The sequence below is a fragment of the Flavobacterium geliluteum genome (assembly GCF_017948595.1).
GTDB lineage: Bacteria > Bacteroidota > Bacteroidia > Flavobacteriales > Flavobacteriaceae > Flavobacterium > Flavobacterium flavipigmentatum.
On the sequence record NZ_JAGFBV010000014.1, the window covers coordinates 44,627 to 60,875 of the forward strand.

A 16,249-nucleotide genomic window follows, 5' to 3' on the forward strand; every position below is an offset into this window, starting at 1 on the left:
TTACTTTTTTTTATGTTTTTATTTTAGAATAGGTATATTTACAAACCTTAATCTGAAAATATAAATATGAAAAATATGAAAAATTTAATAGTTGCAGCACTTTTATTTGCATCAACTTTATCCTTTTCGGCTACAGTTGATACGCTTAAAATAGAGAGTGCGGCAATGAGTAAAACCTACAAAGCAGCCGTTGTTTTGCCAAAATCGTATGCTAAAAGCAAAAAAAACCTACCCGTTATGTATTTATTGCATGGGGCTTATGGACATTTTGATAACTGGCTAAAAAGTACTCCTAATAAAGACTTAGTAAAAAATCTGGCCGATCAATATAATATTATAATTGTGATGCCGGAAGGCGAAACTTTTAGTTTCTATCTGGATAGCCCTGTAAACAAAGAAAGCCAGTTTGAGACTTTTATTACTCAGGAAGTTATTCAGAAAATTGATAAAACCTACCGCACAATAGCCAATAAAAATGGTCGTTTTATTACAGGACTCTCAATGGGCGGTCATGGAGCTCTTTATTTATCTGCCAAACATCCCGATTTGTTTTGTGCAGCTGGCAGTATGAGTGGCGCGGTAGATATGAGTGTCATGCTTACGCGCGATCCTAACGCAGCGCAGCAGGTTATAAAACTGATGCAGCCCATTTTAGGAGACAGAAGCAATGATGTAAAAGCATACGAACCTTATGCTGTTTTGAATTTGTTGGATAAAATAAAAACAAATAAGCTCCCGCTCATAATAGACTGTGGTGTTGATGATTTTTTAATCGAATCGAATAAAGAATTGCACCGAAGATTGGTTTATAATAAGGTAGATCATGATTATATAGAAAGACCAGGCGCTCATACTTGGGCATATTGGGAAAATTCTTTACCTTATCATGTGTTATTTTTCAATGATATTTTAATTAAAAATCAGCAGGTTGCAAAAAAATAATAAAAAATTTAGATCACAATAACCAAAAAAGCTTTTTTTGGTTTGGTTTTTGAAATACCTTTATAAATCTAAAAAAAAATAAATATTATGAAAAAGATACTTACCCTTTTCGCAGTTGTTGGATTATTTGCGTTTTCTAGTTGTTCAAATGATGATGTAGATAATGATACAATTAGTGAAGTTTTTGAAAGAACTGTTACATTTAGTGCTGCTAATAATTATAGTGCTTTAATTAGCTTGAACCCTGCGATTTTTACTTCAGATATGGTACTTGTTTATAGATTAACAGGTTTCGATAATGGTCAAGATGTTTGGAAATTAGTTCCTGAAACGTATTATTTTCCTGATGGTACTTTGAGTTTTGGTTACGAATATGATTTTACAATTAATGATGTAAGTATTAATATGTTTGGATATGATCTTGCTACAGTTCCTGGTGGTAATAAAGTAAATCAAATTTTCAGGGTAGTAATTGTTCCAGGTTACGTAAGTACTAATAAGTCAGTTAATAAAACTGATTATTCTGATTATTATGCGGTAATTAAAAAATATAATCTTGATGATACTAATATCAAAAGATCAAAATAATAGTATGAATATATGTCTCTAAAAATTATTCTTCTACATCATCATCGGTAAGAGTTTTCTCTTCTCCAAATTTTAAGGAAACCAAAATTCCCACTAAAAGCGAAAGTGCAATAAACCCTAAAGAAGCCCATTCTGGAATGTGAATGTAGTCATGAAGTAACATTTTAACCCCAACAAAACTTAAAATGGCGATCAGACTATATTCTAAATAACTGAATTTTGCGAGCATGTTGGCAAGGAAAAAATACATAGAACGTAGTCCCAGAATAGCAAAAATATTCGAACTAAATACTAGAAAAGGATCTGAGGTTATAGCTAAAATAGCAGGAACGCTGTCTACAGCAAAAAGAACATCCATTACTTCAATTACAATCAATGCTACAAATAGAGGAGTAGCTGCTTTTTTGGCCGTTTTTGTAGTAATGAAAAATTTCTCATGTTCCATTTCAGAGGTAATCGGAATAATTTTGCCTAAAGTCTTGTAAACAAAAGAATCTTTGGGTTGAAAATCTTCTTCTTCTCCTGAGAATAGCATCTTGAGAGCGGTAAAAATTAGGAAAGCTCCAAATAGATAGGTAGTCCAAGTAAATTTGTTGATGATCATTACGCCAAAGAAAATCATTAATCCACGAAAGATAACGGCTCCTAAAATTCCCCAAAACAAAACACGGTGTTGGTATTTCTGAGGTATTTTGAAAGAGGCAAAAATAATGGCGATCACAAAAATATTGTCGACACTTAGAGATAGTTCTATTAAGTAACCCGTAATAAACTTCATAGAAGCCACTGCTGGTTCTAATTTATCAGGATTTGCAATATAATTTGTAGTATAAAGCCAGTAAATAACTCCCGAAAACAGAAATGATAGTGTAACCCAAATTAATGTCCATTTGCTTGCTTCTTTGGTGCTTATAATATGAGGGTTTTTATTAAAAACACCTAAGTCCAAGGCAAGAATAAAAACGACGGCTAATAAAAAGAGAATCCAGACTATCATGTTACTTTTTTTTAATGATTTACAAAGATAGGTTTTGAAGTTTAACTTAAAAATTAATTATTAGAAAATTCCTGTCATATTTAGTTAATGTTTAAGTCTGTTATTTTGCATAGAGTGCGTTTCGATAAACCGGTCAGATTTTTAAAACCGGTCGGGTTTATTATTATTAGGATTTGCGAATCTATTCTCAATTTATGTCATTTGTCATTCGTCGAAAGGACAAGATTGTTTTAAGCTTTTAATCTAATAACAAAAAAAAGTGCCATCAATTACGATGGCACTTTCGGGTATAATTTTAAGCTAGAGATTATAACGCTGATTTTACAGTTTTGATAATTCTTGCAGCAATTTTGTATGGATCTCCGTTTGAAGCTGGTCTTCTGTCTTCCAACCATCCTTTCCATCCTTTTTGAACCGTCATCAAAGGAATTCTGATAGAACATCCTCTGTCTGAAACTCCATAAGAGAAATCGTGAATAGAAGCAGTTTCGTGTTTACCAGTCAAACGTTGGTCGTTGTAAGCTCCGTAAACTGCAATGTGCTCAGCTGTAACAGGACGGAAAGCCTCACAGATTCTTTCGTAAGTCGCTTGGTCTCCACATGTTCTTAATACTTCGTTAGAAAAGTTAGCATGCATACCAGAACCATTCCAGTCGGTATCTCCAAGTGGTTTTGGGTGGTATTCGATATAATAACCATATTTTTCAGTCAAACGATCTAATAAGTATCTAGCAACCCAGATTTCGTCTCCGGCTTTTTTAGCACCTTTAGCAAATAATTGAAACTCCCATTGTCCGCAAGCAACCTCTTGGTTGATTCCTTCAAAGTTAATTCCGGCAGCAATACACAAATCAGCATGTTCTTCTACTAATTTTCTTCCGTGTGTGTTTTTTCCACCTACCGAACAATAGTACATACCTTGTGGAGCAGGATATCCTCCAACAGGGAAACCTAATGGCAATAAAGTTTTAGTATCCATGATGAAATATTCTTGTTCAAAACCAAACCAGAAATCACCATCATCATCAATAGTAGCTCTACCGTTAGAAGCATGCGGAGTACCATCAGCGTTCATAACCTCTGTCATAACCAAGTATCCATTGATACGGGTTGGGTCAGGGTAAATCGCAACAGGAACTAATAAACAGTCAGAAGAACCTCCCTCGGCTTGTTTAGTAGAGGATCCGTCAAATGACCAATTTCCAAGTTCTTCTAATGTTCCTTTGAAATTGTCATGCTCTTCAACTTTAGTTTTACTTCTTAGATTTTGAGTTGGTTCATATCCATCTAACCAAATGTACTCTAACTTAATTTTAGCCATAATAATATAAATTTATTTTTTTGTTTTTTTGCTTGGGTCAAATATAGATTTATTTTTTTAGTCCTAAAAATTAGGGGGTGTATTTTTATTAAGAACTATAATTTTTTGCAGAAGCATAATTTTATAAGGGGTATATTTTTAAAAAAGCAATTTTTATAGGATTAGAAAAATAAATTCGTAATTATTCTGGGTGTTTTTTGATTTTCTTCTTGCTAAAATTGAGGAAAATTGTTTATTTATTGAATTATACTGCGGTATTTTGTTATAAATCTTCAAAACAAAGTTATTATTCTTCAATAAAAGACCGTTATGTTGAAAGATTATAATTCAAAAATCGAAAATTTATACTTTTTAAAGGCTCATTATTTGCTTATATTTGTTTCTTGTTTTAACTCGAAATTAACTGCAATTTTTAAAAAAATAGATATGTCAACATTACGTTTTCAAGCTTTAAGAGATGCTTCTACAAGAAAGCTGTTACACTTTGAAGAATTAGATAAAAAATCGACACTTTTTGGCGCCAACGTTTTCAATGAGAAAGCAATGAAGCAATATTTGACTTCGGATGCTTTAAAAGGAGTGCGGGATGCGATACAGCACGGAACTAAAATAGATAGAAAATTAGCCGATTATATCGCTATGGGTATGAAAGAATGGGCTCTGGCAAAAGGCGTAACCCATTATACACACTGGTTTCAGCCCTTGACAGGAACTACGGCAGAAAAACACGATGCTTTTTTTGAGACTTCGTATGATGGCAGCGATCCAGTAGAAAAATTTGGTGGTGCTCAGTTGGTTCAGCAAGAACCAGACGCTTCAAGTTTTCCTAATGGCGGAATTAGAAATACCTTTGAAGCTAGAGGTTATACCGCTTGGGACCCAACTTCTCCCGCCTTTATTTATGGCACTACTTTGTGTATTCCGACTGTTTTTATTGCCTACACGGGAGAAGCTTTAGATAATAAAATTCCGTTACTAAGAGCTTTGTCTGCCATGGATGAAGCGGCTACAGAAGTGTGTAAATATTTTGATAAAAACGTCAAAAAAGTAACCGCAACTTTGGGTTGGGAACAAGAATATTTCTTGATCGACAAAGCTTTGGCTAATTCTAGACCAGATTTGGTCATGACGGGCAGAACTTTATTAGGGCACACTTCTGCAAAAGGGCAGCAGTTAGACGATCATTATTTTGGATCAATCCCTACACGCGCGCTTACTTATATGAGAGATTTAGAGCAAGAATGTATGTTATTAGGAATTCCTGTAAAAACACGTCATAACGAAGTAGCGCCTAATCAGTTTGAGCTGGCTCCTATTTTTGAAGAAACCAATTTGGCGGTCGATCATAATTCTCTTTTGATGGATGTGATGCAGAAAGTAGCCGAACGCCATGATTTTAAAGTATTGTTTCATGAAAAACCTTTTAAAGGCGTAAATGGTTCAGGAAAACACAACAACTGGTCATTGGCAACAGACACAGGAGTCAATTTATTGAGTCCGAGTAAAACGCCAATGAGTAATTTACAGTTTTTAACATTCTTTATCAACACGATCAAAGCGGTAAACGATTACGAAACCTTGTTAAGGGCTTCTATCGCTACGGCGAGCAATGATCATAGATTAGGAGCAAATGAAGCGCCTCCGGCCATTATTTCGGTTTTTATCGGAGCGCAATTGACCAAAGTTTTGTCTGAGTTAGAAAGTGTCACAACCGGAAAATTATCTCCAGAAGAAAAAACCGATTTAAAACTGAATGTAGTAGGCAAAATTCCGGATGTACTTTTAGATAATACCGACAGAAACAGAACTTCGCCTTTTGCCTTTACAGGAAATAAATTTGAGTTTAGAGCGGTAGGTTCAAACGCCAATTGCTCAAATGCGATGACTACGCTAAATGCTATCGTAGCCAAACAATTAAAAGATTTTAAAATTGAAGTTGATGCTTTAATCGAGTCGAAAGACATGAAAAAAGACGACGCGATTTTTAATGTTTTAAGAGAATACATCAAACAGTCTAAAAAAATCCTTTTTGAAGGTGACGGTTATAGCGAAGCTTGGGAAAAAGAAGCAGCTAAAAGAGGTTTGAGCAATTTCAAAACCACTCCCGAAGCTATTAAAGCCAAAGTATCTAAGCAAGCTTTTGATTTATTTGATGAATTGGGTATCATGAATCACGTAGAAGCCGAGGCGCGTTACGAGATCGAATTGGAGGAATACACCAAGAAAATTCAAATAGAAGGCAGAGTTTTGGGAGATATTTCAAGAAATCATGTTATCCCGACCGCTATTCGTTATCAAAATACTTTAATTGAAAATGTAAAAGGTCTAAAAGAAATTTTCGGAAAAGAATTTGAAACCATTGCAAAAGAACAAATTCTTCTGATAAAAGAAATTTCGGGTCATATAGAAGGAATAAGTTCTAAAGTGGCAGCGATGACCAACGAAAGAAAAAAAGCAAATACTTTAACAGATGCTCAAAAAATGGCAGAAGCCTATTGTAATAAGGTAAAACCGTATTTTGAAGACATTCGTAATCATTGTGATAAACTTGAGTTATTGGTAGACGATCAAACTTGGACTTTGACCAAATACAGAGAATTATTGTTTACGAAATAGTTTTTTTGCCACTAATTACACAAATTTTCACGAATCTATTTTTTATTTCTAAATAATTTGATTTAAAATTAGCTGTATTTTCGAACAATTATAAAAAGTTTAAACAAACAAAAATCATCCGCTAAGGATGATTTTTGCTTTATAAAAATTGGTGCTAATTTGTGATAAATAATTCTACGCAATCCCTTAATCCATAAAATTATTTTAATCTGTGGCTTTTTTGCTTCTCTCCATTTTTAATTAGTGAAAATTAGTGTAATTAGTGGCAAAACTTTTTTTAGAATCAAGTATCCGAATCATTCAAAGAATTAAAAAAAGGGATTATCTTTGCACCACATCAACACAAACTAAGTTTCATGAGTTCAGATTCCAGCAAAAGGTACGCACAAAGAGGTGTTTCAGCATCAAAAGAAGACGTACATAACGCCATAAAAAATATCGATAAAGGTTTGTTTCCTCAAGCATTTTGCAAAATTGTTCCCGATTACCTTACCCAGGATGAGGAGCATTGCTTGATCATGCATGCAGACGGAGCGGGTACAAAATCGTCTTTGGCGTACATGTATTGGAAAGAAACAGGCGATATTTCGGTTTGGAAAGGAATCGCTCAGGATGCTTTAATCATGAATATCGACGATTTGTTGTGCGTAGGAGCGACAGACAATATCCTGCTTTCATCAACCATCGGAAGAAATAAAAACTTAATTCCTGCTGAGGTTATTTCTGCCATTATCAACGGAACAGAGGAACTTATCAACGAGTTAAAATCGTTTGGTGTTACCATTCATTCAACAGGTGGCGAAACTGCCGATGTTGGAGATGTCGTGCGTACGATTATTGTAGATTCTACGGTAACGGCCCGCATGAAACGCAGCGATGTGGTCGATAATGCCAACATCAAAGCGGGCGATGTAATTGTGGGTCTGGCTTCTTTTGGTCAGGCAACTTACGAAAAAAATTATAATGGCGGAATGGGCAGCAATGGCTTAACATCTGCTCGTCACGACGTTTTCGGAAAATATTTAGCCAAAAAATACCCAGAAAGTTACGATGCGCTTGTACCCGAAGAATTGATTTATTCAGGTCAGGTAAATCTAACAGATGAGGTAGAAAATAGTCCTATAAATGCAGGTCAGCTGGTACTTTCTCCAACTCGTACCTACGCGCCAATTATCAAGAAAATTTTAGATAAATATACGCCAGACGAAATCCACGGAATGGTGCACTGCAGTGGTGGTGCGCAGACTAAAATTTTACATTTTGTTCAGAATTTGCACATCATAAAAGACAATTTATTTCCAGTTCCGCCATTATTCAAACTAATTCAAGAGCAATCAAAAACAGATTGGAAAGAAATGTATCAGGTTTTCAACTGTGGTCACCGTATGGAAATTTACGTTCCAGAAAATATTGCGCAGGATATTATTGCAATTTCAAAATCATTCAATGTCGATGCTCAAATCGTAGGTAGAGTAGAAGATGCTGATGCCAAAAAACTGACAATTACCAGCGAATACGGTACTTTCGAATATTAATTTTTGAGATACAAAGGTTTTATACTGAATTTTACAACAGAACTTTTTATTAATAAGTAGCTTTTTCAGGAGCTAATCCCGCTATCCGCTTGTATCTTTTCCTGGCTAAAGAAGCCAGAAAAAGGATACCGCTACTATCGGGGCTAAAAACACCAGTTATGTACGAATTACTTTTTTGGAAATATGTAGAAGAAATTTACCTAAACCACCACGAAGTGTACGAAGCTTTGGTCGAAAAGCAAGAGATCGAGGGATTAGAAATTCTTCCTGTTGAGGTAATCCTAAACAGGATCGCTTCTGTGTTTTCAGATTGGGAGAAAGTAGACGAAAATAGCTGGCAAAAGACCTCAGGAAAAGGAGCTTTTCAGGTAATCACCACGTCACAAAGCATCAAAATTGACTGTTATGGCACCGAAGGAAAAACCATGGATAAATTAGTCGATTTGCTTGCCGAGTTCAAATGCCCGCTTTACGATCCTCAAGTTCCAGAACGTTACGACGAAATGTTTGAGTGAGATTTATTTCATTAAAAATGAAATTATATCATTTATTTCGGTATATTTGATATAAACTAAATAATTTCACTAAAAATGAAACAGTTTATTCTAATGGCAGACGTCATTTCGAGTGGCAAAAAAGATCAAAATCAGCTCATGATTGCTTTTAAAGAGTTGGTGCACGAGATCAATCAATTGTATAAAAACGATATTCTATCGCCTTTAACGATCACTTTGGGCGATGAATTTCAGGGTATTCTAAAAGATTTGGCAACTTCAGTCAAAATTATTTTATCTTTAGAAGAAAATATCATTCATAAAAAGCTTAATTTTCAACTTCGCTATATTTTGCATCAGGGCGAAATAGAAACGCCAATAAATACTGATATCGCCTACGAAATGTTAGGTTCTGGTTTGACAGACGCACGAGCGAAACTGAATAATTTAAAGAGTGATAAATCTAAATTTGGAGTTTCGATTGAGAATACATTACAAAATGATATTTTAAATAATGCGTTTCTAATTTTCGAAAGCATTACACAAAAGTGGGATCTGGAAAGCGATTACGACTTGGTTTCTAATTTTATAACCTTAGATGATTACAAAATAGTGGCAGAGAAACTCGATAAAACAAGGTCGCAAATCTGGAAACGCAAAAAAACATTAAACATAGAATCGTATAATGCAACCAAAAAAATAATACAATTGATAACTGAAAAATAAAGCAGTATGGATGTGTTAAAATTTATAGTATTGTTGATAACCAGCGAATGTCTTTTAGGTATTTTCTATTATTTTATTACTCCAAAATCCATTCGAAAAAGACAAATTATCGATTATAAATCACTGCTCAAAGGGTTTGTAGAAAGAATGTTTTTACTGATTTCTTTTATCCATGATTATCCGCACGCCCTGACTTTATTCGGAACTTTAAAATTAGCCACACGATTAAAAAGAGATAGCGAAGGCGATAAAGTAAAAGAATCTTTGTACAATGATTTTTATTTATTTGGTAATTTTATTTCCATAATAATGGCGATTTTGTACTCGTATTTGTACCATCAAATCATTCATTAAAACTTATTTTTTTCATGAACTTTACTTTTTCATCCAATATAATCCTCGAAGACGATTCTGTTATTTTACGCCCTTTGCAAGAGTCAGATTTTGATCATTTAATTGAAATTTCGATTAACGAGCCTGAAACATGGAAATACTCTTTGGTAGGTGCAGATGGAAAAGAAAATCTTACTCATTATATTCAACTTGCAATAAAAGCCCGTGATAATCAAAAAGAATTTCCCTTTATTGTTTTCGATAAAAAATCTCAGAAATACGCCGGTTCTACACGTTTTTACGATATAAATTTCGATTTCAAAACCCTTCAATTGGGCTATACGTGGTACGGTGCAGCTTTTAGAGGTACCGGACTCAATAAACATTGCAAGTTTTTATTGCTGCAATTTGCGTTTGAAACCCTCGGAATGGAGCGCGTAGAATTTCGTGCTGATAACAATAACGTCCGAAGTATTGCCGCCATGAAAAGTATCGGCTGCAAGGTAGAAGGTATTTTACGCAGCAATATGCCTACCAGAGAAGGTGCTATCCGTCGCGACTCGATTGTTTTAAGTATTCTTAGGAGCGAATGGTTTGATGAGGTAAAAGAAAATCTCAAGAAAAAATTATAGGCTAGCTCCTTTCTTTTATGAATTTTTTTAAGATTCTCGAATAAAAGCATTTCACGTAAACTCCGCATTGACTGTTCTATCCAAAACATAGTAGATTTGAGATTTTTGTTTTTTAGAACCATATTTTATTGTAATTTTCAAATAATTTTTTAAATAAACTACTTGATGAATATTCTAAATAGTAAATTTTTTCTTTTTGTATTATTACTTTTAATACTGGGTTGTGTGCCTGAAATTAATGCGCAGAAAAAAATAGACAATCTTAAGGATTTAATTCAATATGTAGACCCCATGATTGGTACTGCCAAAATGGGACATACTTATCCGGGTGCAACGGTGCCTTTTGGGAGTGTACAATTAAGTCCGGAAACAGATACCATTGCATACGGTTTAAACGGAAAATACAACGGAGATGTCTATAAATACTGTGCGGGATATCAGTATGAAGATAAAACAATTGTTGGTTTTAGCCACACTCATTTTAGCGGAACCGGACATTCTGATTTAGGAGATTTTCTAATTATGCCCACAACCGGAAAATTAGAGTTGAATCCAGGAGTGGCTTCAAAACCTGAGTCGGGTTATCGTTCGGCATTTTCTCATTCGACCGAAAAAGCGGAGCCAGCCTATTACAGCGTGCTTTTGGAAGATCATAACATCAAAGCTGAACTGACCGCTACAACGCGCGTTGGAATGCATCAATATACTTTTCCGAAGTCGGATGAAGCGCATATTATTCTCGATTTGACTTCCGGAATTTACAATTACGATAAAAAAAATGTCTGGACATTTGTTCGCGTCGAAAACGATACGCTCATTACAGGATATCGTCAAACATCGGGATGGGCGAGAACTAGAACGGTTTATTTTGCGATGTCTTTCAGCAAACCAATCAAAAGTTACGGGCAGGCAGCACAAGAAAAAAGTGTGTACAGAGGTTTTTGGGGAAGATTTGATCAAACCAAAAACTTTCCAGAAATGGCAGGTCAAAACCTAAAATTATTTTTTGATTTTAATACAGAAGAAGGAGAAAAAATCAAAATAAAAATGGCGTTGTCTCCTGTTAGTTCCGCCAGCGCATTAGAAAATATGAAAAAAGAAGTTCCTGACTGGGATTTCGAAAAGGTAAAAAAGCAAAGTCAGGAAGTTTGGAATCAAGAGCTGAATAAAATTCAAATAGAAACACTTCAAAAAGAAGATTTGGTTAATTTTTATACCGCTATGTATCATGCGTTTTTAGGGCCAACAGAATACATGGATGCAGACAGGAATTACAAAGGTTTGGATATGAATGTTCACAAAGCGGAGAATTTTACCAATTATACCAGTTACTCGTTATGGGATACTTACAGAGCTTTGCATCCTTTATTTAATATTGTGCAGCCAAAACGTAATTCGGATATGATTAGTTCGATGTTAGCACATTCCGATCAAAGCGTGCATAAAATGTTGCCGATTTGGTCGCATTACGCAAATGAAAACTGGTGCATGATTGGGTATCATTCGGTTGCTGTGGTGGCTGATGCAATTGTAAAAGGCAATACCAATTTTGATCCTGAAAAAGCATTACAGGCATGTGTGAATACAGCAAAAGTTCCTTATTATGATGGCTTAGAATATTACATGAAAAAAGGCTATGTTCCTGAGGATAAAAATGGTGCTTCGGTTTCAAAAACATTAGAATATGCTTATGATGATTGGGCGATTGCACAGGCTGCGAAAAAATTAGGGAAAACCGAAATTTATGATGAATTTATCGAAAGATCTAAAAATTATAAAAATGTTTACGATGCTAAGACAGGTTTTATGCGTCCGAAATTAAATGATGGATCTTTCAAAAAAGAGTTTGATCCGCTGGACACACATGGACAAGGTTTTATAGAAGGAAATTCATGGAATTACAGCCTTTATGTTCCCCAAGATCCGACCGAAATGATCAAAATGATGGGTGGAAATGATTTGTTTAATGTTCGATTAGACTCATTATTCAGTATGAATTTGCCTGATAAATATTTTGAAAACACCGAAGATATCACTAGAGAAGGAATTATCGGTAATTATGTACATGGAAACGAGCCTTCGCATCACGTAGTGTATTTGTACAATTGGACAAACTCGCCTTGGAAAGCCCAAGACAAAATTAGAATGATCTTAAAAAAGATGTACCGCAACGGAGCAGACGGTTTAGGAGGCAATGATGATTTTGGTCAAATGAGTGCTTGGTATATTTTTAGCAGTTTGGGTTTTTATCCCGTGGCTCCAGGTTCTGAGGATTATGCTTTGGGAAGTCCTTTGGTGAAAAATGCGATTTTTAATTTAGAAAATGGTAAAACATTTGAAGTAGAAACGGTAAATCAATCGGATAAAAATGTATTTGTGAGCAAAGTGCTTTTAAACGGAAAACAAATCCATCAGCCTTTTCTAAAACATTCTGATGTTATCAGTGGTGGGAAAATCACTTTTTATATGAGTAATAAGCCCAATAAAAAGAATTACTAGCTTTTACGAGCCAAACCTAACAAGTTTCTAAAACCTGTTAGGTTTGATTTCAACTTCGTTCAGTTCCAACTCAACAATAAAAAAAGAAAAAGTAGGAGAATTGTAAAAAACTTCCCGAAATTTGTACTTTAAATAAAGATAGTAAATATGAAAATAAATCTAAAATCGGGAATTGATAAATTGCTTTTCGGAATGAAGCAAAACGATGTAACAGCAGTTTTTGGTAAACCTGATAAAAATTATAAAGATGAAGATGATAATGTGATTTTTGTGTATAATGCACACAAAATAAGATTGACTTTTTATCAAGAAGAAGATTTGAAATTAGGATATCTGGTAGCTTCCAGCCATGATTTAGAAGTTTTTGGATTCAAAATAATCGGAAGAAAAATTGCAGATGTAAAGAAAGATTTGGCAACAAAAGGACTTACAAAATACACTCAGGAGACTTTTGATACTTTCGAAAATTATTTTGACGAAGAAAATTGGTTTATTCTTCAAACTGAATTTGACGAAGTGGTAAAATTCGAAATTGGCGCGATCATCAATGACAAAGACGAATTTGATTGGAAATTTCCAGCAAAAAAGTAAAACAAAAAACATAAAAAAAACCGACAATCACTTGTCGGTTTTTTTTATTGAATTCACCTTAGACATTATTTCTTTGCTACAGGTTGTGTTTTATAGGTTTCGATTTCAAAAATCAAAGTAGCGTTTGGCGGAATTACACCTCCGGCACCCGCTGCTCCGTAAGCTAAATCTGAAGGAAGAAAGAAAGTTGCTTTTTCTCCGTCAGACATCATATTCAAAGCTTCAATAAAACCGGGAATCATTCCGTCTTTTTTGCCCGCTACGAAAGGAAATGCCTGATAACCGTTATTCGCATCTCTATTGGCATCGTATTTTCCGTAGGTTCTTGCCACATTAGCTATACTGCTGTCAAAAAGATTTCCATCTTCAAAATAGCCTGCGTAGTGAAAATAAAATGTTGTTCCTTCTGCTGCTTTTACACCTGTTCCTTTTTGAGTGACAACATATTTCAAGCCAGAAGCTGTAGTTGTGGCTGTTGCTTTAATTTTTGAAAAATAAGCAGCTTTGATTTCTGCTTTTTTAAATTCGTCAGAGAATACTTTTACGGCGTCAAATTTTTTAGCAGCTGCTCCTTTGCGGGTAATGGTAATTTTTGTAATGATATCATCTTGCACAATTTTGTTTACAATGTCCATTCCAGTAACAACATGACCAAAAATAGTATGTTTTCCGTTGAGCCACGGTGTGTCTTTATGAGTAATAAAAAATTGACTTCCGTTCGTAGCTGGACCAGAATTAGCCATTGCTAAAATACCGCCTTTTTCAAATTTTAATTCAGGAACAAATTCGTCTTTAAAAGCATATCCTGGACCTCCGGAACCATTTCCTTCAGGATCACCTCCCTGAATCATAAAATCGTTGATGACGCGATGAAATTTTAATCCATCATAAAAAGGTTTTCCTTTTAAGCTTTCCTTTTTTACAGATGGATTTTTTCCTTCTGCCAAAGAAACAAAGTTAGCTACCGTTACGGGTGCTTTTATATATTCTAAAGACAAAACAATATCACCTTTTGTGGTTGTTATTGTAGCAAAAATACCGTCGTTTGGATCCACTTTTGGATCTGCTTTTGGAGCAATTTTAGTTACGGACGTTTTAGCTTTTGGTTTTGCAATAGGTTTTTTTGTGCTTTGCGCCTGAATGTTTAACATCGCCAGGCAAAATAAAAATAAAATTTTAAATTTCATTGTGATTCAATTTAAGTCACTATTTAGTTATTGAAAATAATTATTGTTGCGGCATTTTTTCTAATAATTCAATCTCGAAAATAATATTAGCATTGGGTGGAATTACACCGCCAGCTCCAGCTTCCCCATACGCTAAATGCGAAGGGATAAAAATGACAGCTTTATCACCAAAAGAAAGTTTTTCGATACCTTCGATAAATCCGGGAATCATGCCGTCTTTGCGACCAGCTTCAAACGGAAGTGGCTGGTATGCTTTAGCTTCAGCTTTTTTCTGATCAAATTTTCCGAATGTTTTCGCAACACTTTCAATGCTGGTATCAAATAATGTTCCATCTTCCAAAAATCCCGCATAAGGAATGAATAATGGAGCTCCTTTAGTAGGTTTTTTGCCAGCGCCTTTTTCCGTAATTACATACTCTAAACCTGAAGTTGTTTTGATCGCTTTTGATCGTAAAGAAGCATAATAGGCTACTTTTTCTTTCTGAACAGCTGCATATTTTCCTTTTTCTTTTTCAATTTCTGAAAAATAATCGTGAAATACTTTTACAGCATCAAATTTTTTGGCAGCTTCTCCGTTTCTAATGATTTTTACAGCAATCAGTTGGTCATCTTGAATCACTTTATTAACCACTTCTTGTCCTTTTTCGACTACATGGCCAAAAATAGTATGTTTTCCGTCTAACCAAGGTGTCTCAACGTGTGTAATAAAAAATTGACTGCTATTTGTTCCTGGACCATTGTTGGCCATAGCCAAAACACCCGGTTTATCAAATCGTAAGTCTGATATTTCATCTTTAAATTTATAACCCGTATCTCCCGATCCGGTTCCTGAAGGATCCCCTGTCTGGATCATAAAATCTTCTATCACTCTATGAAATTTTAATCCATCAAAAAAGGGTTTGCTTTTAATATTTTCATCTGTTACAAATTCATTTTTGCCTTCTGCCAATGTTACAAAATTAGCAACGGTAACGGGTGCTTTTTTATAATCCAATTCAACAATAATGTTTCCTTTATTAGTTTCAATTTCAGCATATAAACCATCAGGTAAATTGCTGTGTTCGTCTTTACAAGAATAAAATGAGGTAACGGCTAATAGCAATAATAGAATACTTTTTTTCATTTTTTTATACTTTTTTATGGGTTTAAAGTGTCTTTTTTTGTTACAGTAATAGGTTTAACAACAGTTGTTTTGGTAATTGGTGTGCCCGAAGTAACTGTTTTTGATGCTTCTTCCGAAACAAAATTACGAAGCGAAACAGTACACATCAACGATTCGTTGGTACCGATTTTTTTATTGTCACCATGATACCCGTAAGCAATGTGAGATGGAAATAAAAACGTTACGATTTCGTTTTTGTGCATCAGTTTGATCCCGTCACGCAATCCCATCATAATGTCTTGTTTATCTACATAATAGGTTTGCGGGCCAAGGTCAGCTTCAGAATAAATCACGGCGCCTTTTATATCTCTTATTTCCAGATTATAGTAGGCGATATCTCCTCTTTTAGGTTTTAAAGTATCGGTTAAATTGCGCTCTTCATAGTGGTACCAATATCCTTTTTTAGAAGCAAAATATTTTACTTTCGGATTGCTTTTAATGATTTTTTTGATGATGTCTTCTTCAGTTGCAACCAGTTTTTTGTTTCTGTCAGCCGATTTTTTCATAAAACTTCCCGAAGCTCTGGATATAGGTTTTCTGGCTTCTTCGTGATGTTTGCAGCTGGCAAGCAAAACGATAAAAAGCAAGGTATAGATACTTATTTTTAAGTAATTCATACGGAGTTG

Annotated in this window: 15 protein-coding genes; 10 read left to right on the forward strand and 5 right to left on the reverse strand. The window is 34.7% G+C overall.

Annotation, left to right across the window (positions count from 1 at the left end; all coding sequences use genetic code 11):
* Nucleotides 1-75: 75 nt before the first annotated feature.
* Both J3495_RS10110 and J3495_RS10115 read left to right on the forward strand, forming a co-directional pair.
* Nucleotides 76-942, forward strand: coding sequence for an alpha/beta hydrolase (locus tag J3495_RS10110; RefSeq protein ID WP_236025441.1), 867 nt, complete (start codon nt 76-78; stop codon nt 940-942).
* A gap of 87 nt (nt 943-1,029) precedes the next feature.
* A complete protein-coding gene (locus tag J3495_RS10115; RefSeq protein WP_210666436.1) occupies nt 1,030-1,530 on the forward strand; it encodes a hypothetical protein in 501 nt (166 codons plus the stop codon).
* 25 nt (nt 1,531-1,555) lie between these two features.
* Here J3495_RS10115 and J3495_RS10120 read toward each other — a convergent pair whose 3' ends face one another.
* On the reverse strand, nt 1,556-2,527 hold the full coding sequence (locus tag J3495_RS10120; RefSeq protein ID WP_210666437.1) for a TerC family protein: 972 nt from the start codon (nt 2,525-2,527) through the stop codon (nt 1,556-1,558).
* A gap of 307 nt (nt 2,528-2,834) precedes the next feature.
* Nucleotides 2,835-3,848 carry a glutamine synthetase beta-grasp domain-containing protein gene (locus J3495_RS10125; protein ID WP_210666438.1) on the reverse strand — a complete coding sequence of 338 codons (1,014 nt, stop codon included), beginning with the start codon at nt 3,846-3,848 and terminating at the stop codon, nt 2,835-2,837.
* Between the two features lie 426 nt (nt 3,849-4,274).
* On the opposite strand from J3495_RS10125, the gene J3495_RS10130 reads away from it, so the two are divergent.
* The 8 genes from J3495_RS10130 (at nt 4,275) to J3495_RS10165 (ending at nt 13,274) form a co-directional block, all read left to right on the forward strand.
* A complete protein-coding gene (locus J3495_RS10130; RefSeq protein WP_210666439.1) occupies nt 4,275-6,464 on the forward strand; it encodes a glutamine synthetase III family protein in 2,190 nt (729 codons plus the stop codon).
* A 356-nt stretch (nt 6,465-6,820) separates the two neighbouring features.
* Nucleotides 6,821-7,999, forward strand: coding sequence for an AIR synthase related protein (locus J3495_RS10135; protein WP_210666440.1), 1,179 nt, complete (start codon nt 6,821-6,823; stop codon nt 7,997-7,999).
* A 158-nt stretch (nt 8,000-8,157) separates the two neighbouring features.
* On the forward strand, nt 8,158-8,514 hold the full coding sequence (locus J3495_RS10140) for a hypothetical protein (RefSeq protein ID WP_210666441.1): 357 nt from the start codon (nt 8,158-8,160) through the stop codon (nt 8,512-8,514).
* A gap of 75 nt (nt 8,515-8,589) precedes the next feature.
* A complete protein-coding gene (locus J3495_RS10145) occupies nt 8,590-9,219 on the forward strand; it encodes a SatD family protein (RefSeq protein WP_210666442.1) in 630 nt (209 codons plus the stop codon).
* A 6-nt stretch (nt 9,220-9,225) separates the two neighbouring features.
* Nucleotides 9,226-9,573: a hypothetical protein gene (locus J3495_RS10150; RefSeq protein ID WP_210666443.1), complete on the forward strand. Its 348-nt coding sequence runs from the start codon at nt 9,226-9,228 to the stop codon at nt 9,571-9,573.
* Between the two features lie 14 nt (nt 9,574-9,587).
* Nucleotides 9,588-10,184, forward strand: a complete 597-nt coding sequence (locus tag J3495_RS10155; RefSeq protein ID WP_210666444.1) for a GNAT family N-acetyltransferase — start codon at nt 9,588-9,590, stop codon at nt 10,182-10,184.
* 165 nt (nt 10,185-10,349) lie between these two features.
* Nucleotides 10,350-12,683 (forward strand): GH92 family glycosyl hydrolase, encoded by a 2,334-nt coding sequence (locus tag J3495_RS10160; protein ID WP_210666445.1) that lies wholly within the window; start codon nt 10,350-10,352, stop codon nt 12,681-12,683.
* A 147-nt stretch (nt 12,684-12,830) separates the two neighbouring features.
* Nucleotides 12,831-13,274 (forward strand): hypothetical protein, encoded by a 444-nt coding sequence (locus J3495_RS10165; protein ID WP_210666446.1) that lies wholly within the window; start codon nt 12,831-12,833, stop codon nt 13,272-13,274.
* A 65-nt stretch (nt 13,275-13,339) separates the two neighbouring features.
* Here J3495_RS10165 and J3495_RS10170 read toward each other — a convergent pair whose 3' ends face one another.
* The 3 genes from J3495_RS10170 to gldI are packed head-to-tail and all read right to left on the reverse strand — an operon-like array spanning nt 13,340 to nt 16,240.
* Nucleotides 13,340-14,461 carry a peptidylprolyl isomerase gene (locus tag J3495_RS10170; protein WP_210666447.1) on the reverse strand — a complete coding sequence of 374 codons (1,122 nt, stop codon included), beginning with the start codon at nt 14,459-14,461 and terminating at the stop codon, nt 13,340-13,342.
* A 40-nt stretch (nt 14,462-14,501) separates the two neighbouring features.
* Nucleotides 14,502-15,584, reverse strand: a complete 1,083-nt coding sequence (locus tag J3495_RS10175) for a peptidylprolyl isomerase (RefSeq protein WP_210666448.1) — start codon at nt 15,582-15,584, stop codon at nt 14,502-14,504.
* A 14-nt stretch (nt 15,585-15,598) separates the two neighbouring features.
* Nucleotides 15,599-16,240: a gliding motility-associated peptidyl-prolyl isomerase GldI gene (gene gldI / locus J3495_RS10180; protein WP_210666449.1), complete on the reverse strand. Its 642-nt coding sequence runs from the start codon at nt 16,238-16,240 to the stop codon at nt 15,599-15,601.
* Nucleotides 16,241-16,249: the final 9 nt, after the last annotated feature.